Raw genomic sequence first — 24,465 nt, 5'->3', positions numbered from 1 at the left:
TCCACCATCACAGCACCGCACCCCACCGCACCTGGAGAACCATGAGAATCAGAACGAGAGCCGCTCTCGGCCTCGCCGTCACCGTCACCGCCGTCGTCGCGCTCGCCGCCTGCTCGACCGGAGGCTCCTCCGCGGGCTCGGCGTCGACGTCGTCCGCCTCCGCGAGCGGCAAGCCCGTCGACGGCGGCAGCCTCACCTTCGCCATCGCGAACGACCCCATCTCGCTCAACCCGTCGGGCACGGGCTCGGGCAACGACACGCTCTACGTGACGCGCCAGCTCGTCGACTCGCTGCTCTACCAGGACCCGAAGACGGGTGCGCTGAAGCCCTGGCTCGCGAAGTCGTACACGGCGAACGCCGACGCGACCGCTTTCACGTTCCACCTGCGCTCGGACGTCACCTTCTCCGACGGCACCCCGCTCGACGCCGACGCCGTGAAGGCCACCTTCGACGACATCGTCGCGGCCGGTGCCAAGAGCACCGCGATCAGCTCGTTCAGCGGCTACTCGGGCACGAAGGTCGTCGACTCGTCGACCGTCGAGGTCGACTTCTCGAAGTCGAACGCGGCGTTCCCCCAGGCCACCTCGTCGGTCGGTCTCGGCATCGTCTCGGTCGCGACCACGAAGCTGCCGTACGACTCGCGGGCCACGGGCAAGGGCGTCGTCGGCTCGGGTCCGTTCACGCTCACCAGCTACTCGCCCAACGTGAAGACGGTCCTGGCGAAGCGCAAGGACTACGCCTGGGGCCCCACCGGCGCCGCGAACACGGGTGCCGCGCACCTCTCGAGCGTGACGTTCCAGGTCGTCCCGGAGGCCAGCGTCCGCTCGGGCAGCCTCGAGTCCGGTCAGCTCGACGCGATCGGCTCCGTGCAGCCGACCGACGTCGACACCCTGAAGTCCGCCGGCTACGACCTGGTCGACCGGACCAACCCGGGCCTCGCGTTCGGCTTCTCGTTCAACGAGTCGCGTCCGATCGTCGGCGACGAGAAGGTCCGCGAGGCCATCGCCCACGCGATCGACTCGAAGACTGTCCGCGACACGTCGCTGAACTCGCTCTTCCCCGTCGGCACCAGCGCCCTCGCCTCGACGACGCCCGGGTACAAGAACGAGAAGAGCCACTTCGCCTTCGACCTGGCCGAGTCGAAGAAGATCCTCGACGCGGACGGCTGGAAGGCCGGCAGTGACGGGATCCGCGAGAAGGACGGCCAGAAGCTGTCGCTGACGGTCGCCTGGATCACCAACTTCAGCCCGAACCAGACCACGCTCGAGCTCGTGCAGCAGGAGCTGAAGAAGGCCGGCATCGCCATCACTCTGCAGTCGAGCACCGTGCCGGACTTCATCAAGACGCTCTCGAGCGGCACCTACGACCTGCAGTTCGGCAACTCGTCGCGGGCCGACGGCGACATCCTCCGCACCTCGTTCTCGACCTCGGCGACGAACTACAGCCGCATCGACGACCCGACGCTGGAGGCGCTGCTGCAGAAGCAGCAGACGATCGCGAACGCCACCGAGCGGAACGTCGTGATCGGCCAGATCCAGGACCGCCTGGCCTCGCAGTACCACGAGATCCCGGTGCACGAACTGACGACCATCCTCGCGACGTCGAAGGACGTCCACGGGATCACCCTCGGTGCCGACAGCCGCCTCGAGCAGCTGACCGGCGCCTGGAAGACGGGCGAGTGACCCGATGACCGCTCTGCCCGGGGCAGCCGGGGGTCGGGCCCCGGGCAGAGTGCCCCTCATCGTCCTCGACCTGGTGCCCATCTCGACCGGAAGCGATTCGCGTCAGGCGCTCCACAACACGATCGACCTCGCTCAGCGCGCCGAGGCCGCGGGCTACGCGCGTTACTGGCTGGCCGAGCACCACCTGAACCCGGGGATCGCCGGATCGTCCCCGCACACGGTGCTCGCCGCCTTGGGCGCCGCCACCCGCACCATCCGCCTGGGCACGGCCGCGACCATCCTCGGCAACTACGAGCCGATCCAGGTGGCCGAGGCGTTCGGAACCCTGGCCGGGCTGTTCGGCCCGCGGTTCGATCTGGGACTCGGTCGCTCGGGTGCCCCGAAACCGGGGGCGCAGGATGCACCGCCCACCGCCGCAGCGGAGCCCGAACACCCCGCGAACCGCACCGTCGACGGGCTCGTCGTCCCGCCGCCGGCGTCGCGCCGCTGGTTCGATCGCGAGCGCTTCCTCGTCCAGTTCGCGCTCCTGGGGCGGACCCTCGGCGACGCGGAGGGGTTCGCCTCCCAGGTCGAGGACATCCTGGCGTTCTTCGACGGGACGTATCGCGATCCGCACGGGAACACGTTGGCCGTGCATCCCGCCGAGGGGGTCGGTGTCGAGGACAGCGGGGTCGACGTGTGGATCCACGGCTCGACCGCGGGGGAGAGCGCTCGGGTGGCCGGCCGGCTGGGACTGCCCTACGGGGCGAACTACCACGTGTCGCCGTCGAACGTGCTCGAGTCGGTGGCGGAGTACCGGGCCCGCTTCGTGCCGGGCCGCATCGCCGAGCCTCACCTGATCGTCTCGGTCGACGTGGTGGTCGGGGAGACCGACGAACAGGCCGAGGAGCTGGCGCTCGGCTACGCGGAGTGGGTCGCGTCCATCCGGGTGGGATCGGGGGCGATCGCGTACCCGAGCCCGGACGAGGTGCGGGCGGATCCGCTCGACCCCGAGCTGCTGCCGGCGGTGCAGGACCGTCTCGACACACGGTTCGTCGGGAGTCCGTCGACGGTGGTACAGCGCCTGGAGACCCTGCAGCGGGTCACCGGGGCCGACGAGCTGCTCGTGACGACCGTCACGCACGACCACGAGGCGCGGGTACGGTCGTACGAACTGCTCGCCGAGGCCTGGCTCGACACGACGACGCCGACCGGCCGGGGGCCGATCGGCGTCGAGGAGGATCGTGCTCGCGCGTCGACCCGTGTCAGCGTCTGAGCGCCTTGCGGGCCAGGTAGTTGCCGAGGAACTGCCCGAGCTGCACGAGGACCACGATCGTCGCCACCGTGATGTAGACCACCGGCCAGTTGTAGCGCTGGGAGCCGTACGCCACGGCGAAGTCGCCCAGGCCGCCGCCGCCGATGATGCCGGCCTGAGCCGACATGTCGACGATGCCGACGAAGATGAACGAGTAGCCGAGGATCAGCGGGCCGAGGCCTTCCGGGATCAGGATCGTGACGATGATGCGCCACGGCCCGGCTCCGACCGCGCGGGCGGCCTCGATCACTCCGGGCTCGATGCCGACGAGGCTCTGCTCGACGATGCGCGAGACGGCGAAGGACGCCGCCAGCGACAGCGCGAACGCGGCCGCGCTCGGACCGATCGTCGTGCCGACGACCTTGGTCGTCAGCGGGTTGATCGCCGTGATGAAGATGACGAACGGGATCGGACGGATGATGTTCACGATCACGTTGAGGACCGTGAAGACCGTCCGGTTCGACAGCAGGTTGCCGGGGCGTGTGATGTAGAGGGCGATGCCGAGCGCGAGGCCGATGATCCCGGCCACCACCATCGACACGAAGACCATGAACAGCGTCTGCCAGATGGCCGTGACGAAGACGTCGATGTTGCTCAAGAAGAAGTCCATCAGTGCTCCTCCGTCCAGGTGATGCCCTTGTCGGTGAGGGCGGTGAGCGCCGCATCCACCTTTCCGTCGTCGCCGACGAGTTCGTACGTCAGCGCTCCGATGGCCCGCTCCTGGATCTCGCTGATGCCGCCGAAGACGAGTTCGGTGTCGACGCCCTGGCTCGCGAAGACGCCGGAGACGACACCGATGAAGCCCTTGATCTCGGCGACCTGGATGGTCACGAGGCGGCCCTCGTGCGACTGGCGGAGACGGGCGATGGTCTCCTTCGGCGGGCGGTCCTGGAGGACCGACTGCACGAAGCGGGCGGCCGCGGCGGTGGACGGCTTCGAGAAGACGTCGTACACCTCGCCCTCCTCGACGACCTTGCCCTGGTCCATGACCACGACCCGGTCGGCGATCGAGCGGATGGCGTCCATCTCGTGCGTGATGACGACGACGGTGACGCCGAGGTCGCGGTTCACCCGGCGGAGCAGGGCCAGGACGTCGGCCGTCGTCTCCGGGTCGAGGGCGCTGGTGGCCTCGTCCGCGAGGAGGAGGCGCGGGTTCGTCGCGAGCGCGCGGGCGATGCCGACGCGCTGCTTCTGGCCGCCGGAGAGCTGCTCGGGGTAGCTGTAGGCGCGATCGAGGAGGCCGACGAAGTCGAGGAGCTGGGCGACGCGCGCATCGCGCTCCGCACGGCCGAGGCCGGCGACGCGGAGGGGGTACCCCACGTTGCCGGCCACGGTGCGCGAGCGGAACAGGTTGAACTGCTGGAAGATCATCCCGATGCCCTGGCGGACCTCGCGGAGGCGCCGTTCGGGGAGCGCGGTCAGTTCGTCCTTCCCGACGAACACCCGCCCGCCCGTCGGGAGTTCGAGCGCGTTGATCAGCCGGACGAGCGTGGACTTGCCCGCGCCCGAGTAGCCGATCACACCGAGGATCTCGCCCTCCCGGACCTCGAGCGACACGTCGTCCACGGCGACCCGGCGTCCGCCGGGGGTGTCGTAGGCCTTGCTGACGTGCTCGAGGCGGACGAGAGCCGGAGCTGTCGAGGTCGAGGTCACTTGCTCGCGGCGGCCTTCGCCTGCGACTCGACCGTGGCGAGCTCCTTCTGGAGGTCGGCGGCCGACGTCGTGCGGAAGACGGCGGTGCCGTTGTTCTGGGTCTCGACGCCCTTCTCGACGCTGGCGGTGTGGTAGAGCGCGGCGAGCTTCAGGTACAGCGGGTTCGTGATGTCCTTCTTCTGCGCGACGAAGACGTTCACGTACGGTGCGGCGCTCGCGGACGAGGGGTCGTCCTTGAAGATCGCGTCGGTCTTGGCGAGCTTGGCCTGGGTCGCGTAGTTCTGGTTGACGATCGCTGCGGCGACGGAACCGGCCTGGAGGGCGCCGGCGGTCTGCGAGGCGTCGAGGGCGGTGACGTCGACCTTGTGGGTCTCGATGTCGGAGACGGTCGAGAAGGCGTTGCCACCGTCCTTCAGGGTGATCAGCTTGGCCGACTGCAGCACGAGCAGGCCGCGGGCCTCGTTGACGGCGTCGTTGGGGATCGCGACCGCGGAGCCGTCGGGGATGCTCGAGGCGGCCTTGTACTTCGTCGAGTAGAGCGGCAGCGGATAGACGGCCGTCGCACCGATCGGCTGCAGGTCGTCGTGGCTCGTCACGTTGTAGTTGGCGAGGTACTGGATGTGCTGGAACTCGTTGAGGTCGGTCTGCCCCTGGCTCAGCGCCGGGTTCGGCTGGCTGTAGTCGGTGAAGTTCACGAGCTTGATCGTGACGTTGTACTTCGACTTCGCGAGGTCCTGGTAGGTCTTCCAGTAGGGGGATGCGGCGTCGGCCACACCGATCGAGACGGTCTGCGGCGCGTTCGTGGTGGCCCCGGCGGAGCTCGAGGACGAATTGTTCCGGTTCGCCACGACGATGATCACGACGACGACGATGATCACGACGATCGCGGCGATGATGCCGATCAGGACGCCACGGCCGCGCTTGGCGCGCTGGGGGAGCTGGGGAGCGGGGGAGGATGCGGACACGGTGTTCTTCCTTCGATGCGAAAGCGGGAGGACTCGATCCTCCCCGGTTCGCGAAAAGACCGCGAAATCAATGACGCCCCGTGACGGACGTAGCACTCTGCAACTCTTCGTCATCATTCCTCGCCAGGCGGGCGAGCGCCCTCGAGGATCGAGGCGTGGACACGACAGGGGAGACCTCGACGAGGGAGACGACGGCACGTCGGGGTGGACGGTCGTGACGGGCCTCCAGGCGGGATCGCTGCCGGATCGGGTGCAGGAGCCGGTCGGCGACGTGCGGGGGACCGTGGTCGTGCTCGCGGGCAGCGGTGAGACCGAACGCGACTTCGGCTACCTCACGGACCACCTGACCCTGGCCGACTTCCGGGTCGAGATCTTCGCCGACGTCTCCATCGACCCGCTCTCGTCCCGGCTGGGCGTCCTGTCCGCGCTGGAGGACCCGAACAACACCGGCCCGCTGTTCCTCGTCGGCTCGGACGTGGGGGCCACCCTCGCGGCCCAGATCGCCGTCTCGGACGCGCCACCGGTCGACGCGCTCGTCCTCGGCAGCCTGAGCGTGCGCGGCCCCCGGCTCCCGCGGGGCGTGTCCCTCCCACAGGCGCGAGCCCTGCTCGTGCCGACCCTGGTCTTCCACGGCGACGCGGACGAGGTCACCGACGTCGCGGACGCCGTCTCGTGGGCGACGCAGCTCCCGTTCGGAACCGTCCGCCTCGTTCCGCACGGTGAGCACGGACTCCTGGGCGGCGACCAGCGCCGGACGATCGCCGCCTCGACGCTGCTCTTCTTCGAACGGCACCGGGCCGGCGAGGCCGTACTCTCGGACGGCTTCGCGCCGAGCCCCGGCCGCGACGCCTGACGCGCCCTCCGGCGGTCAGCGGGCCAACGCCCCGAACGCCTGCTCCAGGTCCGCGACGAGGTCGGCGACGTCCTCGATGCCCACCGAGAGACGGACGAGCCCGTCGTGGATGCCGGCGGCGTCCCGCTCCGCAGGGCTCAGCCGCCCGTGCGTCGTGGTGGCCGGGTTCAGGATCAACGAGCGGACGTCGCCGATGTGGGTCATCCGGGTGAACAGCTCGACCGAGTCGATCACGGTCCGGGCGGCGTCGCGGCCCCCGCGGAGCGTGAAGGCGAAGACGCTTCCCGCGCCGCGCGGCAGGTACTTCTGCGCCAGCGCGTACGACGGGCTCGAGGGCAGAGCGGCGTAGTCCACCGATGCGACCTCGGGGCGCGCCTCCAACCAGGTCGCGAGGGCGAGCGCGTTGGCCGTGTGCCGATCGAGGCGGAGCGACAGGGTCTCGAGGCCCTGCTGCAAGAGGAACGCGTTGAACGGCGAGAGGCTCGTTCCGAGGCGCGACGCGATGACCCCGCGGGTGAACGCGGAGTACGCCTGCGCGCCGAACTTCTCGGTGTAGCTCGGCCCGCCCGCGCCGTCGACGGACTCGGCGAGATGCGGGAAGAGGTCGGGGCGCTTCGCCCAGTCGAACCGTCCGGCGTCGACGACGACCCCGCCGATGGAGGCGCCGTGGCCCGCGAGGAACTTGCTCGCCGAGTGGACGACGATGTCCGCGCCGAAGTCGATCGGCCGGAACAGGTACGGCGTCGGAACCGTACTGTCGACGGCGAAGGGCAGATCGTGCTGGTGAGCGAGACCCGCGATCGCCTCGAAGTCGACGAGGTCGTTCTTCGGGTTGGGGATGGCCTCGGCATAGAGGAGACGGGTGGTCGGCCGGATCCGGCGCCGCCAGTCCTCCAGGTCGAGCGGCTCGTCGACGAACTCGACCTCGATGCCGAAGCGGGCGAAGTTGTCGCGGAACAGCGAGCGGGTGCCCTCGTAGATGCTCGGGGCCGACAGGAGGTGATCCCCCGTTTTCAGCACACCGAGAAGGCCCACGGTCACGGCCGCCTGTCCGCTGCCGGTCAGGATCGCCGCGGTCCCGCCCTCGAGCCGGGCGATCTTGGCTTCGACCGCCGCGTTGGTCGGGTTGTTGATGCGCGAGTAGACGTAGCCCGCCGTGGTCCCGGCGAACCGTGCCTCGGCGTGGTCGAAGTCGTCGAACACGAACCCGGCGCTGAGGTAGATCGGGGTGATCCGCGCGCCGAACTCGGCTTCGGGGTGCGCTCCGGCGTGGACTTGCTCGGTCGAGAATCCGGTCATCGGGACATCCTTTCGGGGGCTGCGCCGGGGGCGAGGTCGGCGGCGGAGGCAGAGACCGAGGCCGAAGCGCGAGCGGGCACCGCGCTCGCGGTGCGGAACCGGCCGCGCAGGGTCGGCTCCTCGTACTCGCGGTGGAAGAGGCCGCGCTCCTGCAGCAGAGGGATCACGTGGTCGACGATCTCGGCGAGCCCGGTCGGGAACCGGTCGACCATGAGGTTGAACCCGTCGGCCGCCCCGGCGTGGAACCAGGTCTCGATCGAGTCGGCGACCTGCTCCGGCGTCCCGACGACGATGCGGGCGCCGTAGCCGCCGAAGCCGCGCACCAGCGCGCGCACAGACGTGTTGTTCTCGCGCACCCAGCGGGTGACCGTCCGGCGGTAGCCGACCGAGGCGCCGTAGGTGTTCTCGTCGAACGGCCGGTCGAGGTATTCGGGCGGGATGGGCTGGGCCGGGTCGAGCGTGGTCACGTCGACGTCGAGGTACGAGCTCAGCGCGTGCTCGGCGTAGCCGTCCGGGGCGAGGGCCTCGAGGGAGTCGTAGAGGTCGTTCGCCTCCTGCTCGGTGCTGCCGAGCACGATCGAGAGCCCGGGCACGATGCGGACGTCGTCCGGGTCGCGGCCATGCGATGCGGCTGCCGCGCGAAGGAGTCGACGGTTCTCCACGGCGGCGTCCAGAGTGAGCTCGACGCTGAAGACCCCCTCGGCGAAGCGCGCTGCGAGGTCGCGCCCCTGGTCCGAGCCGCCCGCCTGGAACACCACGGGCTGCCCCTGGGCCGAGCGCGGCACGTCGAGGCCGGCGTGTACCTCCACGTGGTCGCCCGTGTAGTCGACGCGTCGTCCGGTGCCGGAGGTCGCCCAGAGCCGGGTGACCACGTCGACGAACTCGGCGGCGCGCGCGTACCGCGTCGTCCGATCGGGGTTGCCCGAGACGCCGAAGTTGCCGGAGACGGCGGGGTTGTAGGTCGTGACGGCGTTCCAGGCGACCCGGCCACCGGAGACGAGGTCGAGCGACAGCAGGCGTTCGGCGAGCTCGACCGGATCATTGTAGGTGGTCGAGGCCGTGCCGACGAGGCCGAGGTTCTCGGTGGCGTCGGCGATCGCCTGCAGCGCCGTGAACGGTTCGATCAGCCCGAGAGCCCGCACGTTCGGGTCGCCGAGGCTGGGGTTGTCGGCGAAGAACACCGCATCGAGACGGCCGCGCTCGGCGATGCGCCCGAGGTCGGCCCAGAACTCCGGCCCGATCAGGTCCGTGGGATGCACGTCCTGCACTCGCCACGCGGCGGGACGCTGCCCGAACCCCTGCAGGTTGACGCCGAGGAGCACCCGGCGAGCGGCGGTCACCAGTGGCCTTCCGTCGGGGCGGCGAAGGCGGGCTCGAGACCGCTCGTGTCGACGGGGCGCCCGGGCAGGCCGAGCAGGTCGCGCAGGGTGCTGCCGGTACCGCTCGGTCCGGCCAGGCCGAGCGCGGCGATGCGTTCGACGGCCTCGGGCAGGGTGCCGGTGGGGAGGCGGACGACCACGCCGGTGTGCCCGGCCGCCAGGCTGCCGGGGAGGCCCGCGAGGTCGGTTTCGAGGGCGACGAGATCGGCCCCTGCATCCCGCGCTCTTTCGGCGCTTTCGGGGTCGTCGGCATCGCCGAACCAGAGGATCGGCGGGAGCCCCTGCACGCTCGACGGAGAGTTGAGCGGGCCGTCGACGCTCCAGCGGCCGTGGTGGTCGGTGCGGACGATCCGCTCGGAGTGGGCGAAGAGGCCGGACGCCTGGTCGCCGACGAGGGCGTCGCGGGGGAACGTGCTCCAGAGGGTGGCGACGAGCCGGGCGAACTCGGGGGTGTCGGCGTCGTCGATGCCGGCCGACCAGGAGGTGGTCGAGGCGCGGGCACCGGTGGGCCTCCGCGCAAGCAGGGCGAGGCCGGCGCGCCCCGCCGTGAGGTGATCGAGAGAGAGGAGGCGCCGGGCGAGGTTGTAGGGATGGTCGCGCGTCGGGTCGGCCGCCACCACCACCCCGAGCCGCGGTTCGAGAGCGGCGAGGGCCTGGGCGGCCACGGCGGGGTCGATGCGGCCTTCGTCGCCCCGGTCCACGCCGAGCACGACCGACGGCACCCCCGCGTCGACGAGATCCGCCAGCCGCGCCCTCGCTGCGGGGCGGTCGGCCAGCAGGCCGAGCACGGCGGCGTCGGTGAGCGTCGCGCCGGCGAGCGGTGTCTGAGTCATGGGCGGTCCCTTCACCGGACGAGCGCCGGTCGTCCCATGGTGGTCACGGGGCCGGGCGACGCGCGAGGTCGTGACCTCGTATGACGCGGCATGACTCCCGGGGTGGCAGGCTCTGGCCCGAAGGAGCATCGTGGCGAGCATGACGACGTCCGCACGGCTCGAGGACGCGGGCCGCTCCTCGTCCGCTGCGAGCTCGGCGACAGCCGTCTCCCCCCTCGAGATCCGATCGGGGGATGCTCGCTACCGGGCCCTGGCGGACCGCTTCCGCCCCGTCTTCCGCCGGATCGCCGTCGACTCCCTCGCCCGGGAACGCGACGAGCTCCTCGCCCGCGAACAGCTCGGCTGGCTCACCGACGCCGGCTTCGCGCGCCTCCGGAACCCCGCCGACCGCGGCGGTCTCGGCGCCCGCCTGTCGGACCTGTTCCGGCTGCTGGCCGAACTGGCCGAGGTCGACGTCAACCTGGCGCACATCTGGCGGAACCACTACTCGTTCGTCGAGGACCGTCTGCACGCCTCGGAGGAGGTCGGCGACGACGGCCGGTCGGAGATCTGGCTCGACCGCCTCGGCCGCGGCGAGATCATCGGCGGCGGGTGGAGCGAGAACGGCGCGCACACGCAGTCGACGATCGAGACGACCATCGTTCCGGTCGAGGGCGGCTGGCGGGTCAACGGTGTCAAGTTCTACGCCACGGGAAGCATCTACGCCGACTGGTTCACCGTGCTCGCCGTCGACCCCGCGGGCGAGAAGCGCGTCGCCCTGGTCGCGGCGCACCAGGACGGCGTGAGCGTCAACGACGACTGGGACGGCTTCGGGCAGCGCCTCACCGGAAGCGGCAGCGTCACCTACCACGATGCGTTCGTCGAGGTGGCCGACGCGATCCCCTACGCCAGCCGGTACGACTACCAGGCGCAGTACTACCAGAGCGTCCTCCACTCGCTGCTGATCGGCATCGGCCGCGCGATCCTCCGCGACGGCATCGACGCCCTCCGCGCTCGCCGCCGCTCGCACGACAACGGAACGACGGCCGAGCCGACCGAGGACCCGCAGATCCTCGAGGGGGTGGGCCGTCTGGCGGCGTTGCTCTTCGCCGCCGAAGGGGCGTTCGACGCGAGTCTCGCCTCGGTCGACGCCTTCCTCGAGCACCACGACGAGCCGCATCGGATCGCGAGCTGGCTCGCCGTCGCCGAGGCGCAGGGCGTGATCACCGACAGCGTGCTCGAGATGGCCACGCTCGTGTTCGACGTGCTCGGGGCGTCCGGCACCAGCCGCACGATCCTGCTCGACCGGCACTGGCGGAACGCCCGCACGCTGTCGTCGCACAACCCGCGCATCTACCGGCACCGGCTGGTCGGGGACCTGCTCGTCAACGGGGCGGATCCGGCCGGGCACTGAGGTCGCGCCCGATGGCACGGAGGAGCCGCCGCGTCAGCTCGGGATCGCGCGAACTGTCGGCCGAAGTGCGGTCGGCCAGAGCGATCACGTCCGCCAGGCCGAGGGCCCGTGCATCCCGCGGCCCCAGGGTCGATCGACCGACCACGGCGACGACCGGAGTCGCTCCGGAACGGCGGGCGACCACCTGCACGAGCTTGCCGGCGGCCGTCTGGGCGTCGAGGCTGCCCTCGCCGGTCACGACGAGGTCGTGGTCGGCCGCCAGCGCGTCGAAGCCGACCAGGTCGAGGAAGAAGTCGGCGCCCGAGACGATCCGTGCCCCGAGCATCAGGCACGCGAAGCCGGCTCCTCCGGCCGCGCCGGCGCCGGGGATCGTGGCCGCAGTGGCCGGGTCGTCGAACCCCGCCTGGGCGAGGAGCACGGGCAGTGCCGCCAGAGCCGCGTCGGTGCGTTCGACGTCGAGGGGTCCGAGGCCCTTCTGTGGTCCGAAGACCTCGGCCGCGCCTCCGACGCCGGTCAGCGGGCTCTGCACGTCGGTCGCGGCGATCAGCTCGACGCCCTCCCATTCGGCGAGTCCTGTCGCGTCCACACGGCGGATCCGCGGAAGCCCCTTCGCGCCATCGGGGACCTCACGGCCGTCCTCGTCGAGAAAGCGAACCCCCAAGGCGGCGAGGATGCCCGTGCCGCCGTCCGTCGAAGCGCTCCCGCCGAGCGCCAGCACGATCCGCCTCGCTCCTCCCTCCCGGGCCGCGAGGAGCACCTCCCCGACCCCTCGCGTCGACGCCGTCAGGGGCGCGAGATCGCCGTGGAGGGCGGCCAGGCCGCACGTCGCCGCGACTTCGATCACGGCGGTCGAGGCGTCCGGGGAGACCGCGTACGGGGCTTCGTGGTGGTCGCCCCGGGCATCCCGCGCTCTCGCCGTTCGCCGGGACCAGCCCGCGGCGATCGCCGTCTCGACGCTGCCGTCGCCGCCGTCGGCCAGGGGGAGGAGGGTGAGCCGGTGCTCGGGGCCTGGGCCGTCGGCGAGCCCCTCGGCGAGGGCGGTGGCGACTTCGGCCGCGCTGAGGCTGCCCTTGAAGCCGTCGGGCGCGAGGAGGATCCGCATGCCCCGACCGTAGTCGTGCGTGCCCGCCGTGCGTGCACTCGTCGTCGGCCCGACTCCAGAACACGCCGCTCATGTTCGCGTGTGGCCGTCGTTTGTGGAGTCGGCCGCGCGCCCCGTCCCGCCCTGCCGCGCCCGACTCCAGAACACGCCGCTCATGTTCGCGTGTGGCCGTAGTTTGTGGAGTCGGCCGCCTGCCCCGCCCTGTCATGCCGCGCCCGACTCCAGAACACGCCGCTCATGTTCGCGTGTGGCCGTCGTTTGTGGAGTCGGCCGCGCGCCCCGCCGCCGTCGGCCGCGCGCCCTGCCCTGCCCTGCCCCGCCCGACTCCAGAACACGCCGCTCACCTTCGAAAGTGAGCGGCGTGTTCTGGAGTCGCCGCAGCCGCCGCCGCAGCCGGACCCCGAGACGAGCTCAGGCGGGGACGACCTCCGGCGCCACAGCCGGAGACGCCGCGAGCAACGCCTCCACCCGTGGGATCACGTTCTGGGCGAAGCCCGCCACGTCGGCGCGGTAGTCGGGGAACGACAGGCACACCCGATCGACGCCCGCCTCGCTCTCGAGGTCGGCGAGGAACGCCGCCACGCGCTCATACGACCCGACCAGGTGCGGGTGGAACAGGCACGGACCCTGCACCACCTCGGCGCGGGTCGGGTGCTCGAAGGTCACGTCGATCTCGATGGCCTGCGGCTCGATGTAGCGCGTCGCGGCGAGACCGACCGTGTCGCCGCTCGCGGCCACGCCGAGGTTCGTGAACGCCGTCACGTCGGTGGCGTCGGAGAACGTCTTCAGCTGTGCGAGCGCTTCCTCGTCGGTCGGCGCCGTGATGACCCCGTAGAGAGCGGAGGTGCCGACCTCTCGACCGGTCACGGCCGTCGCCGCGACCAGGTCGCGGCGGGCCTGGGCCACGACGTCGAACGAGCCGGTGACGAAGTTGACGTCGGCCCGCTCGGCCGCCAACTCGATGGAGCTCGCCGACTGCCCGGGGATCATGATCGGCACGCCGTGCGGCGGACGCGGCTGCACCAGGCAGTCCTCGAGGTCGAAGTTCGCGCCGTGGTGAGTCAGCCGGCCGTCGGCCCAGAGCCCGCGCAGCACCTCGACGTACTCGTTCACGTAGCTGTAGCGCTTCGAGTAGTAGTCGTCCGACGGCCAGAGGCCCATCTGGTCGTACTCGGCCTTGTTCCACCCGGCCACGATGTTCATCGCGAAACGCCCGCCGCTGGCGTCGTCGTAGGTCGCCGCCATGCGCGCGGCCACGGCGGGGTGGATGGTCGGCAGCCCGATCGAGCCCCAGAGGCCGATGGTGCTGGTCGCCCCGATCAGGGCGCCCATGACCGCCAACGGGTCGGTCGCGTAGTCCCAGAACCCGTCGCCGTCGGCACCGTAGCCGCGGAACTTCGCCATCGACAGCACGTAGTCGAAGCCGCACCGCTCGGCGGTCACGGTGACGTCCTTGATCAGTTCGAACGTGGGCATGAACTGCGGCGACGCGGTCGACAGGATGTAGCCGTTGTTGGTCGTGGGAAGAAACGCGCCGAACTTCATGGATGCTCCTCGGTGACGAAGTAGACGGAGTAGACGGAGTGGAACTGTTGTCGCCCCCGGCTTCACCGTAGAGAGCCCGCGTTTCGGTGGGTGGATCGTCTCGTCACTTCTGCATTACGCGACCCCGGGGATCCCCCGACCAGGGTTTTTCCGCGATACGGACGATCCGACCCCGCCGAGCCCAGGGGCTTGCCAGCCGGGTCGCAGCTACCCTCGACGACATGGGGGATGCACTGCGGCGCTCGAGGCGACTGGTCCTCTTCGGGCTGCTCGGCGTGGCCTGCGCGCTCGTGGGCATGCTGCCGCCGCTCGCGCACGGCGGCCGCCTCACGCTGCAGAACCTCTGGGCCACCCCCACCACGAGCGAGGCGCAGATGCCGATCGTGTTCCTGCCCTTCAGCCAGTACCAACTCGACCTCGTGGCCGGAACGATCCTGATCGGCTCGGCCCTCGCCGGCATCGCCACGCGCATCGCTGCGAGCCGAGTCGTGCACGCCGACAGTCGGGCCCGCCTCGCGACTCTGATCGGGCTGCTGGTGGCGCAGCTCGCCGCGTTCGTGCAGACGGCGATCGCGGTCGGGCGGGGGCTCGGGCATCCCGCCGGGGTGGTCCGCCTCGTCGACGACTCGCTGGTCTATCTCGTCGCGGTCAGCGTCTGGATCGTGCTCCTGATCGCGCTGGGAGCCGTGGTCTTCCGGCTGCTGGCGAGGCCGGGCGGCTCGGGAGCGGTCGTCGCGGTGGCGCTCGCGAGCGTGACCCTCGGGCCCTGGATCGTCGGATTCGTCCGGCCCGTGGGATCGTTCTCGACGCCGGGATTCGGCGTCTTCGTCGCCGCGTGGCTGCCGGGGATTGCCGTCGGCGCAGCGATCGGGGCCGCCGGCCTGCGGTCGTGGCATCGGATCGTCGGCGCCGTGGTCGCTCTCGTGGTGCTCTGGGCGGGCACGGCGGCGTTGTCCGGCATCGTCGCCGCGGCGGGGTCGCGGGCGCTGCTCCGGCTTCCTGACGAGTTGGCGCAGATGGTCGGGCTGGTGTTCCGCAGCGACGTCACGGGGGCGTCGCTCCGGCTCGCGGGGGTGGCTGCAGCGACTGGGGTCGTCGCGCTCGTCGTGCGTCAGGTGGTCGGACGTCGGCCGGGTCGGCGAGAAGCGCGGCCCTGACTCACACCGCCGCGGTGCGGAGCGGCCGGAAGAAGTCACGCAGCTCGCGTGCATAGAGCTCGGGCTCTTCGAAGGCGGCGAAGTGGCCACCCCGCGGCATCTCGTGCAGGCTCACCAGATTCGTGGAACGCTCGAGCCAAGCCTTCGGCGGGTGCAGGAGATCGCCCGGGAAGAGCGAGAACCCCGACGGCACCTCGACGCGACGGAGCTGCTGCTCGACCGGGATCGCGGCGTTCGCCTGGTACATGCGCATCGACGAGCCGATCGTCTCGGTCAGCCAGTAGATGGTCACGTTGGTGAGGATCTCGTCCTTCGTGTAGACCGCCTCGAGTTCGCCGTCGCTCCACGACTGCATCTTCTCGACGATCCAGGCGAGCAGGCCGACAGGGGAGTCGTTCAGCCCGAAGGCGCCGGTCTGCGGCTTGGTGCGGTGCAGATGCCCGTAGGCGCCCTCGGCGGCGTTCCACTCGGCGGCCTGCTCGGCGAACCCCTTCTCCTCCGGTGTCAGCTCGAACGCGTCCGCCGCCCCGGCCGCCAGATTCGCGTCGATGCGATGCACCCCGACCACCCGGGACGGGAAGTCGAGCGCCAGATAGCGGACCACCCCGCTGCCGATGTCGCCGCCCGCGGCCCCGAACCGGTCGTAGCCGAGAGCGGTCATCAACTCGGCCCAGAGCTTCGCCACCCCGATCGTGTCGAGCGCGGGGCCGGTGGGCCGATCGGAGTAGCCGTAGCCGGGCATGTCGGGCACGATCACGTCGAAGGCGTCGGCCGGGTCGCCGCCGTGGGCGCCGGGGTCGGTCAGCAGAGGGATCACCTTGCCGAAGCGCCAGAACGAGTCGGGCCAGCCGTGGGCCAAGAGCAACGGCATAGCCGGGGATGCACCGCCCGGCGCCGCCGCGACGTGCACGTAGTGCACCCCCAGCGCCTCGACCCCGCCCGTGCCCCCGAGGTTCGCGCGGAAGTGCGGCACCGTCGACAGCGCCTGCACCTGCGCCTCCCAGTCGAAGCCGTCGATCCAGTAGGCGACGAGCTCCCGCAGAGTGCCGAGGTCGGCGCCGAGGCTCCACCCCGCGTCTTCGGGGGCATCCGGCCAGCGGGTCGCACGCAGCCTCGCGCGCAGATCGGCGAGGGCGTCGGAGTCGACCGGGATCGTGAACGGGGTGGGGGAGTCGGACATGTCGTCGACGGTACCCGCGACCCCCGACACGCCGTCCCTCCCGCTACCCCGAAGTGGGGAGGCCTCCCAGAAGTGGGGCGGGACGCACCCGTGCCGCCCCGGGCATAGTGAACGGACCATCCCGACGAGGAGCACCGTGCCACCCAAGATCCGCCTCGCACCGCTCCGAGAGCGTTTCGCGCCCCTGCCGCTGGTGGTGTCGGTCGTGGCCGTGGCGGGTCTCGCGCTCAGCGGGTCGGGCACCTTCGCCGGCTTCACCGCCAGCGTCACGAACGGCACCGACAGCGCAGGGGCCGGGACCCTGGTCATGCAGGAGTCGAGCGCCGGCCACACCTGCACCAGCGTCCAGGGCACGACCGTGTCGTTGGACTCCTCCACCTGCTCCGCCGTGAACAAGCTCGGCGGCGACCTGGCGATGCCCCCGGGCCGCACCGTCGTCACGACCATCAGCATCGCGAACATCGGGTCGGTGGCGGCCGGCACGTTCGCCCTCGAACCGGAGGGTCCGTGTACGCAGGCGGCGACCGCGGCGGGAGATCCCGGGTCGGCGACGGACCTCTGCGCGCGCATCCTCGTCACCATCCGGTCCGGATCGACCACGGTGTTCGAGGGGTCCGCCCAGGCGCTCGGGACCGCGAAGGCCTCGGATCTCCGGATGCCGGCCGCGCCCTCGGTCGGCGAGGCGCTCCCGTTCACGTTCTCGGCGACCCTCGACCCCACTGCGGGGAACGGCTACCAGGGGCTCGGGGCGTCGCTGCCGCTGCGCTGGTCGTTCACGAGCTGACGCCCGCTCGCCGGCCAGGCCCTCGGCCCCGGCTCCGGGCGTGCGAAAGCCCCCACCCGATCGGATGGGGGCTCTCGATGTCAGGCGACCGTCGTCACCGTCGCGGTCAATGGCTGACGCTGCGGCGACCCTTGACGCTCGTGTAGATGACCAGGACGATGATCGCCCCGATGATCGAGCCGATGATGCCGGCGGGCTGGAAGAAGCCGTCCATGGCGTCGTGGTGGAAGATCAGGTAGCCGAGGAATCCGCCGACGAACGAGCCGATGATTCCCAGGAGGATGGTCATGGGGATGGAGAGGCTCTGCTTGCCGGGGACGACGGCGCGAGCGATGAAGCCGGCGATGAGGCCGATGACCAGGAGACTGATGATGAGTCCGAGGATTGACATGTGTCTTCTTCTTTCTTGTGGAGAGACGACGACGGTCTGCCGACGATGTGCCCGGTCAGGCACCTCCAAGACACAACTCCCTTTCAGGTTCCGCGGTTATCCCCTGTCCACGAAGCGCACTGAGCGCTCGGGCACCCGCCGGGCGTAAGGCACGTGGAGCGGGGGATGCACGCCCCGCCCCTATGCCGCGAGCAGGTCCACCCGCCACTCTCCGAGCTCTCCGCTCCAGCGGTGCTTGCCGGTGCGGGCCCTCGCCCCGTTCAGCTCCAGAGCGTCGACCCAGAGGCGGATGTTGGCCTCGCCGCCGAAACCCTGGATCGCGACTCGGCGCGACTCGTGGAGGATCGCCCAGGCGAGCGGCGGAAGGTGATGGGCGCGCCCGAATTCGTCGAGCGCGGTGGCGATCGTGTCGTCGTGCATGTCATCTCCTGATCAATCTGACAGCGCGGGTCCGGGCGCATTCGCAGAGGTGGTGAGGTCTGCTACCAGGCGTTCGGAGGTGAGACCGAACTGGTTTGTTCGACCGCGTGGCAACTTACTTTTGACCGACTATAAACAAAGGTGAGCAAAAGTGCTAGTGTCCTGACAAAGAGGGGAACGGCATGCGGACGGGCATCGACGGGCGACGACTTCGGTCGATCAAATCGCGTGCCGAGATCCTCGACGCGGCCGAGGCCCTCTTCGGCACGACCGGCTACGACGCGACCTCCCTCCGGGCGATCGCGCAGGCCATCGGCATGAGCACGCCGGGTCTGCAGCGCCATTTCGCCACCAAGGCGGACGTTCTCACGGCACTGCTGGCCCGCATCCAGAATCGCAACGAGGAGCACCTCGCCTCGTTCGCGAGCACCGCCGTGTCACCGCGAGAATTCACCACTCTCCTGGCGGCGCAACGGATGGAGAAGCCCCACGAGCTCGAGCTCACGACGATCCTGCTGGGGGAGGCGACCGACCCCGAGCATCCCGCGCACGACTATCTGGCCTCTCGTTTCGACCGCACCCTGCAACGGCTGTCCGGGGCGTTCGGCGAGCGGTCGCTCGAGGTCTATGCGGGGTGGAGCGGGCTCGTGCTGCTCTGGTCGTACTTCCCGGAGCGGATCGACCCGGTGGCTCTCCTCGAGGCGTGGATCAGGCGCCTCGAGGAGAATGCCGTCGACGGCAAGTCCGGCTCCAAGGCGGGCGACGCCGCGCGAGTCGTCGCCGAGGTCGACTACCGCCTGCCGGTGCGCGCTCGCGAGGCGGACGAGGTCGGCGGCAAGCTCACCGAGCGCCGCATCGTCGAGGCGGCGGCTCGCGCGTTCGCCCGAGGCGGCTATCGGCCGACGAGCCTCCGCCAGATCGCGACCGATCTCGAGACCTCCCACGGCGCGCTGCTGTACTGGTTCGCGAACAAGCAGGCTCTGCTCGAGGCGGTGCTGGGCTCGCGCGATCCGAATCTGCCCACGTCCTTCGCCACGAGCGACGAGGCCCTGGCTGCACTCTCGGCTGTGTACCCGCTCGCTCGGGCCAACGAAGCCGACCTCGACCAAGTGCGGTTGTATCAGGTGCTGGTCTGCGAATCCGTCGACCCCGCGCATCCCGCGCACGGGTTCTTCGAGCGGCGGTACGGCGTCGTGATCGCGCGATTCACGGCGGCGATGACGGTGCTGCAGGAGGCGGGGATCCTCCGTCCCGAGCTCGATCCGGAGGAGGAGGCCGTGTGGCTGACCGCCCTCTGGGACGGCCTGCAGCTGCACTCGTTCTACCGCCTCGGCCTCGACGTCCCCGAGCGGTTGCGGCGGCACCTGAACACGCTGCTCACGGTGACGCTGCCGCCCGTCTGACCGGTCGGGGCCACCTCTAGGCCAGTGCCGGCTGCGACAGGGCCTCGGCGGACGGTCGCAGGCCTGCCACGCTGATCGCCACCTGCCTCCGCCAGGCGTCCGGCAGGTCGTGCCCCGAGGCCTCGAGCACCCCGCGGAGCGACCAGAACGTGAGGTCGACGTCGGCGATCGTGGCGTCGTCGCGGATGCGGCCGTGCCGTCGGGCGTCGTCCAGGAGGGTCGCCATCCGGGTGCGGATCTCCTGGCGGAGGGTCGTCGTCGTCTCGTCGTTCCAGAGGCGGGCCAGGCAGCCGCGGTTGGCGGCGTGAGCGGCGCCGACGTCGAACAGGAAGTGCTCGAGGCCGTCGCCGCCCGGCACGGTCGAAGCCTGCCGGGCGGACTCGAGGACCTCGTCGAGCAGCGTGCGGACGAGCTCGGCGATCAGCGCGTCCTTCGTCGGGAACCGGCGGTAGAGCGTGCCGACGCCGACCCCCGCCCGATGGGCGACCTCCTCGACGCCGGCCTCCATGCCGTGCTCGGCGAACACGAGCCGGGCCGCTTCGATCAGACGTCGACGGTTCTCGCTCGCGTCGCGCCGGAGTGCGCGGTGCTCGGGTTCCGTCGAGGTCGTCATGGTGCTGCTCCGATTCGCGCCGCCCGTGAGGAGAAGCGTCGTTATTCCGATTCGTCTCCGACGACCGTACCGCCGGGGACCAGGGCGAGCTCGCCGTGACGCAGGGCCACCTCGGGCTCCTCCAGGTTTCCGCCGACCGGGTGGCGGCCGATGGCGGGGATGAAGACGCCGGCCACCGCGCAGAGGAACACGGCGGCGGCGAGCAGCAGGAAGCCGTTGGTGTAGCCCGACTCGACGGGGAGGCCGGTCGGCAGCACCTTCGCGGTGACGATGCTGGCCATGACGGCGGCGCCGAGCGATCCGCCGATGGTGCGGATGTTCGCGTTCATTCCGCTCGCGACGCCGGTCTGCTCACGCGGGACGGCGGCGACGATGATGTTCGACATCGACGAGAAGGCGAGACCGAAGCCGACGCCGGTGAGGGCGGTGGCGAGGTAGATCTCCCATTCCTGCGTGTGGGCGAGGGCCAGGATCAGCAGGGCCGCGGTCCCGATGAGGGCACCGACGATCAGCACGAGCTTCGAGCCGAAGCGCTGGGCGAGGCGACCGGCCACGAGGCCGACGAGGAACATGAACACGGCCTGGGGCAGGATCATCACACCCGACTTCGTGATGGACGCGCCGAAGCCGTAGCCGGCCGCCGACGGGGTCTGCAGGAATTCGGGGAGGAACGCGAAGAGCGCGTACATCGCGACGCCGAAGAGCAGGGCGGCGAGGTTGGTGGTCCAGACGGCACGGATCGCCATCATCTTCATGTCGATGAGCGGGTTGGCCGAGCGGGCCTCGACCAGCACCCAGACGACGCCGATGACGACGGCCGCCACGATCAGGCCGATGACGGAGACGGAGCCCCAGCCCCAGGTCGGGGCTTCGCTGACGGCCACGAGCAGGGCGACGAGCCAGGCGGAGAGGAGCACGGCCGTGAGCCAGTTGATGCGGCCGGGCGTGGTGTTCTCCGACTCGGGCACGAGGAACGCGGCGCCCAGGGCGGCCAGCGCGATCATGATCAGCGGGATCCAGAACAGCCAGTGGTAGTTCAGCGCGCTGACGATCGGGCCCGCCAGCACGATGCCGAGCCCGGCGCCGATCGCCGTGAGCGAGGCGATGAGGCCGACGGCCCCGGGCACGCGCTCGGACGGGAACTCGTCGCGGATGATGCCGAAGGCGAGGGGGAGGACGCCACCGCCGACGCCCTGGATGACGCGGGCGACGATCATGATCGGCAGGGTGGTGGCCAGGGCTGCCAGGAGCGAACCGACGGCCAGGGCGATCAGCGCGATGACGAACATCTTCTTCTTGCCGCGCATGTCGCCGAGGCGGCCGACGATCGGAGTGAAGATCGAGGCGCTCAGCAGGTAGGCCGTGAGCACCCAGGTCACGTTGGCCTGCGAGGTGTGGAGGGCCGCCTGGATGGTCGGCAGCACCGGAGTGACGAGTGACTGGAGGAGCGCGTACGCCCCCACGCCGACCGCCAGGACGACGAAGGTCACCTGGTGGCTGGCGCGTTTGGCTGTGGTGATGGAGGTGGTCAACGATTCCCCGTTCTCAAGCGGAGTGAACGTTCCGCTTGAGAACCCTAGCGTATCTGCAGTGCGTGCAGCTTTCGCCGACCGCCCCCATTCCTTTCGTTGGTCGGTGGGCCGTGTGTCGGCCGTTTACTGGCGGGGTCAGGCGAGACGCGCGTGCAGGATGCCTCCGTCGACGTCGACGATCGTGCCGTGCACGAGTGCGGCCTCGTCGGAGACGAGATAGCGCACGGCGTAGGCGATGTCGACGGGGCGGACGGCGACGCCGGCGACCGTGCCGGCCGTCATCGCGTCGAGCTGCGCCTTCGCCTCGGCGTTGCCGGGAGTCGCCGTCGCGCCCGGCGCGACCGAGTTGACGTTCACGCCGCGGGGACCGAATTCGGCGGCCCAGGTGCGGGTCATCTGCTCGATCGCCGCCTTCGACGCGGTGTACATCGCGCCGGCGGGAATCCCGACTCGCGACATCCACGAGCCGATGTTGACAACGGCGCCGGTTCCCCGGTCGGCCATTGCCGGTGCCAGCTCGCCGACGAGGACGTGCGGAGCGCGGATGTTGGTGGCGAGCACCGCGTCGAGGGCCTCGTCGGGGAGCAGCGCGGTCGGGACGACCGGGTAGACGCCGGCGTTGTTGACCAGGATGTCGACTCGGCCGCCGAGGGCCTCGGTCGCCTCCCGGGCGAAGGTGCGGAGGTCGGCGTACGAGCCGGCCAGATCGGCTGCGACCGCGTGGGCGGTGCCACCGGCGGCCGTGATCGCGTCGACCACGCCCTGAGTGCGCGCGGTGTCGCGACCGCTGACCACGACCTCGGCGCCCGAGGCGGCGAGGACTCGGGCGATGGCTTCGCCGATCCCGCTGGACGAGCCGGTGACGACGGCGGTACGCCCGGCGAGCCGGGAATCGGTGGGCAGGGAGGCGAGGACTTCTTCATTGGACTGCATGGTCCATTCCTAGCATGCAGTGGACTCGTCGGTCCAGGGCAATGGACTCATTGGTCCAGTGAAGTAGTCTGGGGCGATGGACGACACGAAGATCACGGCACGGGGGCGAGCGACGCGTCAGCGGATCATCGAGGCGACCGGCGAGCAGATCCTCGCGTCCGGCATCGGCGGCACGACCCTCGACACCGTCCGGGCCGCCACACTGACCAGCAAGAGCCAGCTCTTCCACTACTTCCCCGGCGGCAAGACCGAACTCGTCCGCGAGGTCGCGCTCTGGGAAGGTCAGCAACTGCTCGCCGCCCAGGAGCCGGAGATCCACGATCTCTCGACCTACGAGTCGTGGGAGCGCTGGCGGGCGGGGCTCGTCGACTACTACATCGGCCTCGGCCGCTGGGCTTGCCCGATCGGCTCGCTCGCGACCCAGGCGGCCATGCTCGACCCCGAGCTCGAAGCCACCATCGCCGCGAGCATGCGGCAGTGGCGCGACGCCCTCGCATCCGGCATCGAGCGCATGCGGGCGTCAGGCCTCGTCGACCCCGCGGCGGACGCCCGCAAGCTCGCCGTCTCGATCCTCGCGGCCATTCAGGGTGGCCTCGTGCTCAGTCAGCCCGAGCGTGCCGCCTGGCCTCTCGAGGCGGCACTCGATACCGTCCTAGACGCCCTGCACCGCGTCGCCCTTCCATCGTCCGCCTCGTCCCTTCCTCGGTGAGGAGGCGGGCCGCCCTGGCTTCCCGTCCGAACCGCGAGCCATGCCGATGCTTATGGCTACAAACATCCGTATAGTGGTTCGATGCTCTCTCCTGACGAACCGCTGGCATGGCCCGCCGTCGGCTTCGAGCCCCGACCGTGGCACGGCGAGCCGGAGCCCGGGCAATCGCGGCGATCCTCTCTTCGATCGCGAGGCCCCTACGACGCGGCCGTCGTTCCGCCGATCGCGACACGGCGACTGCCGGCGTTCGACGACGACACCGCGGTCCTTCTCGAAGAGGCCCTCCTCGACCTGAGTCGGTTCGACTCGGCCGGCGGCTCCGTCGTCGCACCCTTCTCCGCGATCCTGCTGAGAAGCGAGAGTGCGGCCAGTTCGCAGATCGAGAATCTGACGGCCTCTGCCAAGAGCATCGCCTTGGCGGAGTTCGGTCGGAAGTCCGGCGGCAATTCGCGTCTCGTCGTCGGCAACGTGCGCGCACTCCAGGCAGCTCTCGAGCTGGCCGACGATCTGGACGAAGCGAGCATCGTTCGCATGCAGTCCGAGATCTTGAAAGACGACAGCCCGGAATTCGTCGGCGGCTGGCGTGAGCGGCCGGTCTGGATCGGAGGTGGTTTCTCGAACAGTCCGCACGGTGCCGCCTTCGTTCCTCCCCACCACGACCGGGTCGGCGCAGCCATGACCGACCTCGTCGCATTCGCCCGACGGCTCGACCTGCCGGCGCTCCCGCAGATCGCCGTCGCCCACGCTCAATTCGAGACGATCCATCCGTTCCCCGACGGCAACGGACGGACCGGGCGCGCACTCATCCAGGCGATGTTGCACCGTCTCGGCGTGACGAGTCACGTGATGGTGCCTGTCTCAGCAGGGCTGCTGCAGGACACCGACGGCTATTTCGGCGCCCTGACCGCTTACCGCGAGGGCGATGTCGTGCCGATCGTCCGCGCCCTCGCCACGGCTTCGTCCCGGGCAGTGGTGAACGGCCGCCGTCTGGTCGCCGATCTGACCGAGGCACGCGTCGGCTGGAGTGAGGCCGTGACCTCGCGGCGGGGGAGTGCTGCCTCTCGCCTTCTCGACGTCCTGCAACGGCAGCCCGTCCTCGACGCGGCTGTCGCCGGTCTCGTCCTGGGCGTCAGTACTCGCAACGCCCAGAACGGCATCGACGACCTCGTAGCCGCGGGTGTCGTCCGTCAGATCGGAACCGGAACCCGCAATCGGGTCTACGAGGCACCGGCGGTCCTGGAAGCCCTGGACGCCTTCGCCGCCCGGGCCCGACGCAGCCGACACTGACGAGTGTGCAACGGAGGCGCCGCGTGACGTCGTGTCATCTGCACGAAATCAGCCGCCC

23 protein-coding genes are annotated in these 24,465 nt (G+C 70.5%); 9 read left to right on the top strand and 14 right to left on the bottom strand.

The genetic code is table 11. From position 1 onward, the window contains the following. Window positions 1-41 precede the first annotated feature (41 nt). Both ABEA39_RS07640 and ABEA39_RS07635 read left to right on the top strand, forming a co-directional pair. Window positions 42-1,682 carry an ABC transporter substrate-binding protein gene (locus ABEA39_RS07640; RefSeq protein WP_345375047.1) on the top strand — a complete coding sequence of 547 codons (1,641 nt, stop codon included), beginning with the start codon at window positions 42-44 and terminating at the stop codon, window positions 1,680-1,682. A 4-nt stretch (window positions 1,683-1,686) separates the two neighbouring features. After that, window positions 1,687-2,937 (top strand): LLM class flavin-dependent oxidoreductase, encoded by a 1,251-nt coding sequence (locus ABEA39_RS07635; RefSeq protein ID WP_345375045.1) that lies wholly within the window; start codon window positions 1,687-1,689, stop codon window positions 2,935-2,937. Here ABEA39_RS07635 and ABEA39_RS07630 read toward each other — a convergent pair. The 3 genes from ABEA39_RS07630 to ABEA39_RS07620 are packed head-to-tail and all read right to left on the bottom strand — an operon-like array spanning window position 2,927 to window position 5,594. Then, the gene (locus ABEA39_RS07630; RefSeq protein ID WP_345375043.1) at window positions 2,927-3,586 is read right to left on the bottom strand and encodes a methionine ABC transporter permease; all 660 of its coding nucleotides are present in this window, start codon (window positions 3,584-3,586) and stop codon (window positions 2,927-2,929) included. The genes ABEA39_RS07635 and ABEA39_RS07630 overlap by 11 nt on opposite strands. Beyond that, complete coding sequence (locus ABEA39_RS07625) at window positions 3,586-4,629, bottom strand: methionine ABC transporter ATP-binding protein (RefSeq protein ID WP_345375041.1); 1,044 nt, start codon at window positions 4,627-4,629, stop codon at window positions 3,586-3,588. Before ABEA39_RS07625 ends, ABEA39_RS07630 begins: the two co-directional genes overlap by 1 nt. Beyond that, entirely contained in the window at window positions 4,626-5,594 is a 969-nt protein-coding gene (locus tag ABEA39_RS07620) for a MetQ/NlpA family ABC transporter substrate-binding protein (RefSeq protein WP_345375039.1), read from the bottom strand. Before ABEA39_RS07620 ends, ABEA39_RS07625 begins: the two co-directional genes overlap by 4 nt. A 70-nt stretch (window positions 5,595-5,664) precedes the next feature. On the opposite strand from ABEA39_RS07620, the gene ABEA39_RS07615 reads away from it, so the two are divergent. Then, window positions 5,665-6,447 (top strand): alpha/beta hydrolase, encoded by a 783-nt coding sequence (locus tag ABEA39_RS07615; RefSeq protein WP_345375037.1) that lies wholly within the window; start codon window positions 5,665-5,667, stop codon window positions 6,445-6,447. 15 nt (window positions 6,448-6,462) lie between these two features. Here the strand turns inward: ABEA39_RS07615 and ABEA39_RS07610 are convergent, their stop codons facing one another. From ABEA39_RS07610 to ABEA39_RS07600, 3 genes are read right to left on the bottom strand one after another with little or no spacing between them, the layout of a single operon-like run. Further along, window positions 6,463-7,746, bottom strand: coding sequence for an O-acetylhomoserine aminocarboxypropyltransferase/cysteine synthase family protein (locus ABEA39_RS07610; RefSeq protein ID WP_345375035.1), 1,284 nt, complete (start codon window positions 7,744-7,746; stop codon window positions 6,463-6,465). Further along, the gene (locus ABEA39_RS07605; RefSeq protein WP_345375033.1) at window positions 7,743-9,086 is read right to left on the bottom strand and encodes an NtaA/DmoA family FMN-dependent monooxygenase; all 1,344 of its coding nucleotides are present in this window, start codon (window positions 9,084-9,086) and stop codon (window positions 7,743-7,745) included. The genes ABEA39_RS07610 and ABEA39_RS07605 overlap by 4 nt, the downstream gene beginning before the upstream one ends. Then, window positions 9,083-9,958: an LLM class flavin-dependent oxidoreductase gene (locus ABEA39_RS07600; protein ID WP_345375031.1), complete on the bottom strand. Its 876-nt coding sequence runs from the start codon at window positions 9,956-9,958 to the stop codon at window positions 9,083-9,085. Before ABEA39_RS07600 ends, ABEA39_RS07605 begins: the two co-directional genes overlap by 4 nt. Window positions 9,959-10,097: 139 nt before the next feature. Between ABEA39_RS07600 and ABEA39_RS07595 the strand changes: the two genes are divergently transcribed. Beyond that, a complete protein-coding gene (locus ABEA39_RS07595; protein ID WP_345375029.1) occupies window positions 10,098-11,351 on the top strand; it encodes an acyl-CoA dehydrogenase family protein in 1,254 nt (417 codons plus the stop codon). Here ABEA39_RS07595 and ABEA39_RS07590 read toward each other — a convergent pair. Next, window positions 11,323-12,453, bottom strand: a complete 1,131-nt coding sequence (locus ABEA39_RS07590) for a glycerate kinase (protein ID WP_345375027.1) — start codon at window positions 12,451-12,453, stop codon at window positions 11,323-11,325. The genes ABEA39_RS07595 and ABEA39_RS07590 overlap by 29 nt on opposite strands. Before the next feature lie 411 nt (window positions 12,454-12,864). Beyond that, a complete protein-coding gene (locus ABEA39_RS07585) occupies window positions 12,865-13,998 on the bottom strand; it encodes an LLM class flavin-dependent oxidoreductase (RefSeq protein WP_345375025.1) in 1,134 nt (377 codons plus the stop codon). Window positions 13,999-14,219: 221 nt separating this feature from the next. On the opposite strand from ABEA39_RS07585, the gene ABEA39_RS07580 reads away from it, so the two are divergent. After that, window positions 14,220-15,155 (top strand): hypothetical protein, encoded by a 936-nt coding sequence (locus ABEA39_RS07580; protein WP_345375023.1) that lies wholly within the window; start codon window positions 14,220-14,222, stop codon window positions 15,153-15,155. Window position 15,156: 1 nt separating this feature from the next. Here the strand turns inward: ABEA39_RS07580 and ABEA39_RS07575 are convergent, their stop codons facing one another. Continuing rightward, on the bottom strand, window positions 15,157-16,335 hold the full coding sequence (locus tag ABEA39_RS07575) for an epoxide hydrolase family protein (RefSeq protein WP_345375021.1): 1,179 nt from the start codon (window positions 16,333-16,335) through the stop codon (window positions 15,157-15,159). A 136-nt stretch (window positions 16,336-16,471) separates the two neighbouring features. Between ABEA39_RS07575 and ABEA39_RS07570 the strand changes: the two genes are divergently transcribed. Next, on the top strand, window positions 16,472-17,119 hold the full coding sequence (locus tag ABEA39_RS07570; RefSeq protein WP_345375018.1) for a hypothetical protein: 648 nt from the start codon (window positions 16,472-16,474) through the stop codon (window positions 17,117-17,119). A 106-nt stretch (window positions 17,120-17,225) separates the two neighbouring features. Here ABEA39_RS07570 and ABEA39_RS07565 read toward each other — a convergent pair whose 3' ends face one another. Together ABEA39_RS07565 and ABEA39_RS07560 are read right to left on the bottom strand one after the other, a co-directional pair. Beyond that, a complete protein-coding gene (locus tag ABEA39_RS07565) occupies window positions 17,226-17,504 on the bottom strand; it encodes a GlsB/YeaQ/YmgE family stress response membrane protein (RefSeq protein ID WP_345375320.1) in 279 nt (92 codons plus the stop codon). A gap of 186 nt (window positions 17,505-17,690) precedes the next feature. Then, window positions 17,691-17,930 (bottom strand): hypothetical protein, encoded by a 240-nt coding sequence (locus tag ABEA39_RS07560; protein ID WP_345375016.1) that lies wholly within the window; start codon window positions 17,928-17,930, stop codon window positions 17,691-17,693. 182 nt (window positions 17,931-18,112) lie between these two features. Between ABEA39_RS07560 and ABEA39_RS07555 the strand changes: the two genes are divergently transcribed. Then, a complete protein-coding gene (locus ABEA39_RS07555) occupies window positions 18,113-19,333 on the top strand; it encodes a TetR/AcrR family transcriptional regulator (RefSeq protein ID WP_345375014.1) in 1,221 nt (406 codons plus the stop codon). Between the two features lie 16 nt (window positions 19,334-19,349). Here ABEA39_RS07555 and ABEA39_RS07550 read toward each other — a convergent pair whose 3' ends face one another. The 3 genes from ABEA39_RS07550 to ABEA39_RS07540 all read right to left on the bottom strand — a co-directional run bounded on the left by ABEA39_RS07550 (window position 19,350) and on the right by ABEA39_RS07540 (window position 22,411). Further along, complete coding sequence (locus tag ABEA39_RS07550) at window positions 19,350-19,946, bottom strand: TetR/AcrR family transcriptional regulator (RefSeq protein WP_345375012.1); 597 nt, start codon at window positions 19,944-19,946, stop codon at window positions 19,350-19,352. A 41-nt stretch (window positions 19,947-19,987) separates the two neighbouring features. Continuing rightward, on the bottom strand, window positions 19,988-21,478 hold the full coding sequence (locus tag ABEA39_RS07545) for an MFS transporter (RefSeq protein WP_345375009.1): 1,491 nt from the start codon (window positions 21,476-21,478) through the stop codon (window positions 19,988-19,990). 135 nt (window positions 21,479-21,613) lie between these two features. Further along, on the bottom strand, window positions 21,614-22,411 hold the full coding sequence (locus ABEA39_RS07540) for an SDR family NAD(P)-dependent oxidoreductase (protein ID WP_345375006.1): 798 nt from the start codon (window positions 22,409-22,411) through the stop codon (window positions 21,614-21,616). Window positions 22,412-22,487: 76 nt separating this feature from the next. On the opposite strand from ABEA39_RS07540, the gene ABEA39_RS07535 reads away from it, so the two are divergent. Beyond that, on the top strand, window positions 22,488-23,120 hold the full coding sequence (locus tag ABEA39_RS07535) for a TetR/AcrR family transcriptional regulator (RefSeq protein ID WP_345375003.1): 633 nt from the start codon (window positions 22,488-22,490) through the stop codon (window positions 23,118-23,120). A gap of 81 nt (window positions 23,121-23,201) precedes the next feature. Then, window positions 23,202-24,407, top strand: a complete 1,206-nt coding sequence (locus ABEA39_RS07530; RefSeq protein WP_345374998.1) for a Fic family protein — start codon at window positions 23,202-23,204, stop codon at window positions 24,405-24,407. Window positions 24,408-24,465 lie beyond the last annotated feature (58 nt).

The organism is Frondihabitans cladoniiphilus, assembly GCF_039544345.1.
GTDB classification, from domain to species: domain Bacteria; phylum Actinomycetota; class Actinomycetes; order Actinomycetales; family Microbacteriaceae; genus Frondihabitans; species Frondihabitans cladoniiphilus.
This window is presented reverse-complemented; position numbering and strand designations above follow the sequence as displayed.

Bases quoted from the DNA above. Each gene is read 5' to 3' on its own strand.
- ABEA39_RS07640 (WP_345375047.1), top strand. From the start codon at position 42: ATGAGAATCAGAACGAGAGCCGCTCTCGGCCTCGCCGTCACCGTCACC.
- ABEA39_RS07635 (WP_345375045.1), top strand. From the start codon at position 1,687: ATGACCGCTCTGCCCGGGGCAGCCGGGGGTCGGGCCCCGGGCAGAGTG.
- ABEA39_RS07630 (WP_345375043.1), bottom strand. From the start codon at position 3,586: ATGGACTTCTTCTTGAGCAACATCGACGTCTTCGTCACGGCCATCTGG.
- ABEA39_RS07615 (WP_345375037.1), top strand. From the start codon at position 5,665: ATGACGCCCCGTGACGGACGTAGCACTCTGCAACTCTTCGTCATCATT.
- ABEA39_RS07610 (WP_345375035.1), bottom strand. From the start codon at position 7,746: ATGACCGGATTCTCGACCGAGCAAGTCCACGCCGGAGCGCACCCCGAA.
- ABEA39_RS07600 (WP_345375031.1), bottom strand. From the start codon at position 9,958: ATGACTCAGACACCGCTCGCCGGCGCGACGCTCACCGACGCCGCCGTG.
- ABEA39_RS07595 (WP_345375029.1), top strand. From the start codon at position 10,098: ATGACGACGTCCGCACGGCTCGAGGACGCGGGCCGCTCCTCGTCCGCT.
- ABEA39_RS07590 (WP_345375027.1), bottom strand. From the start codon at position 12,453: ATGCGGATCCTCCTCGCGCCCGACGGCTTCAAGGGCAGCCTCAGCGCG.
- ABEA39_RS07585 (WP_345375025.1), bottom strand. From the start codon at position 13,998: ATGAAGTTCGGCGCGTTTCTTCCCACGACCAACAACGGCTACATCCTG.
- ABEA39_RS07580 (WP_345375023.1), top strand. From the start codon at position 14,220: ATGGGGGATGCACTGCGGCGCTCGAGGCGACTGGTCCTCTTCGGGCTG.
- ABEA39_RS07575 (WP_345375021.1), bottom strand. From the start codon at position 16,335: ATGTCCGACTCCCCCACCCCGTTCACGATCCCGGTCGACTCCGACGCC.
- ABEA39_RS07560 (WP_345375016.1), bottom strand. From the start codon at position 17,930: ATGCACGACGACACGATCGCCACCGCGCTCGACGAATTCGGGCGCGCC.
- ABEA39_RS07555 (WP_345375014.1), top strand. From the start codon at position 18,113: ATGCGGACGGGCATCGACGGGCGACGACTTCGGTCGATCAAATCGCGT.
- ABEA39_RS07550 (WP_345375012.1), bottom strand. From the start codon at position 19,946: ATGACGACCTCGACGGAACCCGAGCACCGCGCACTCCGGCGCGACGCG.
- ABEA39_RS07540 (WP_345375006.1), bottom strand. From the start codon at position 22,411: ATGCAGTCCAATGAAGAAGTCCTCGCCTCCCTGCCCACCGATTCCCGG.
- ABEA39_RS07535 (WP_345375003.1), top strand. From the start codon at position 22,488: ATGGACGACACGAAGATCACGGCACGGGGGCGAGCGACGCGTCAGCGG.
- ABEA39_RS07530 (WP_345374998.1), top strand. From the start codon at position 23,202: ATGCTCTCTCCTGACGAACCGCTGGCATGGCCCGCCGTCGGCTTCGAG.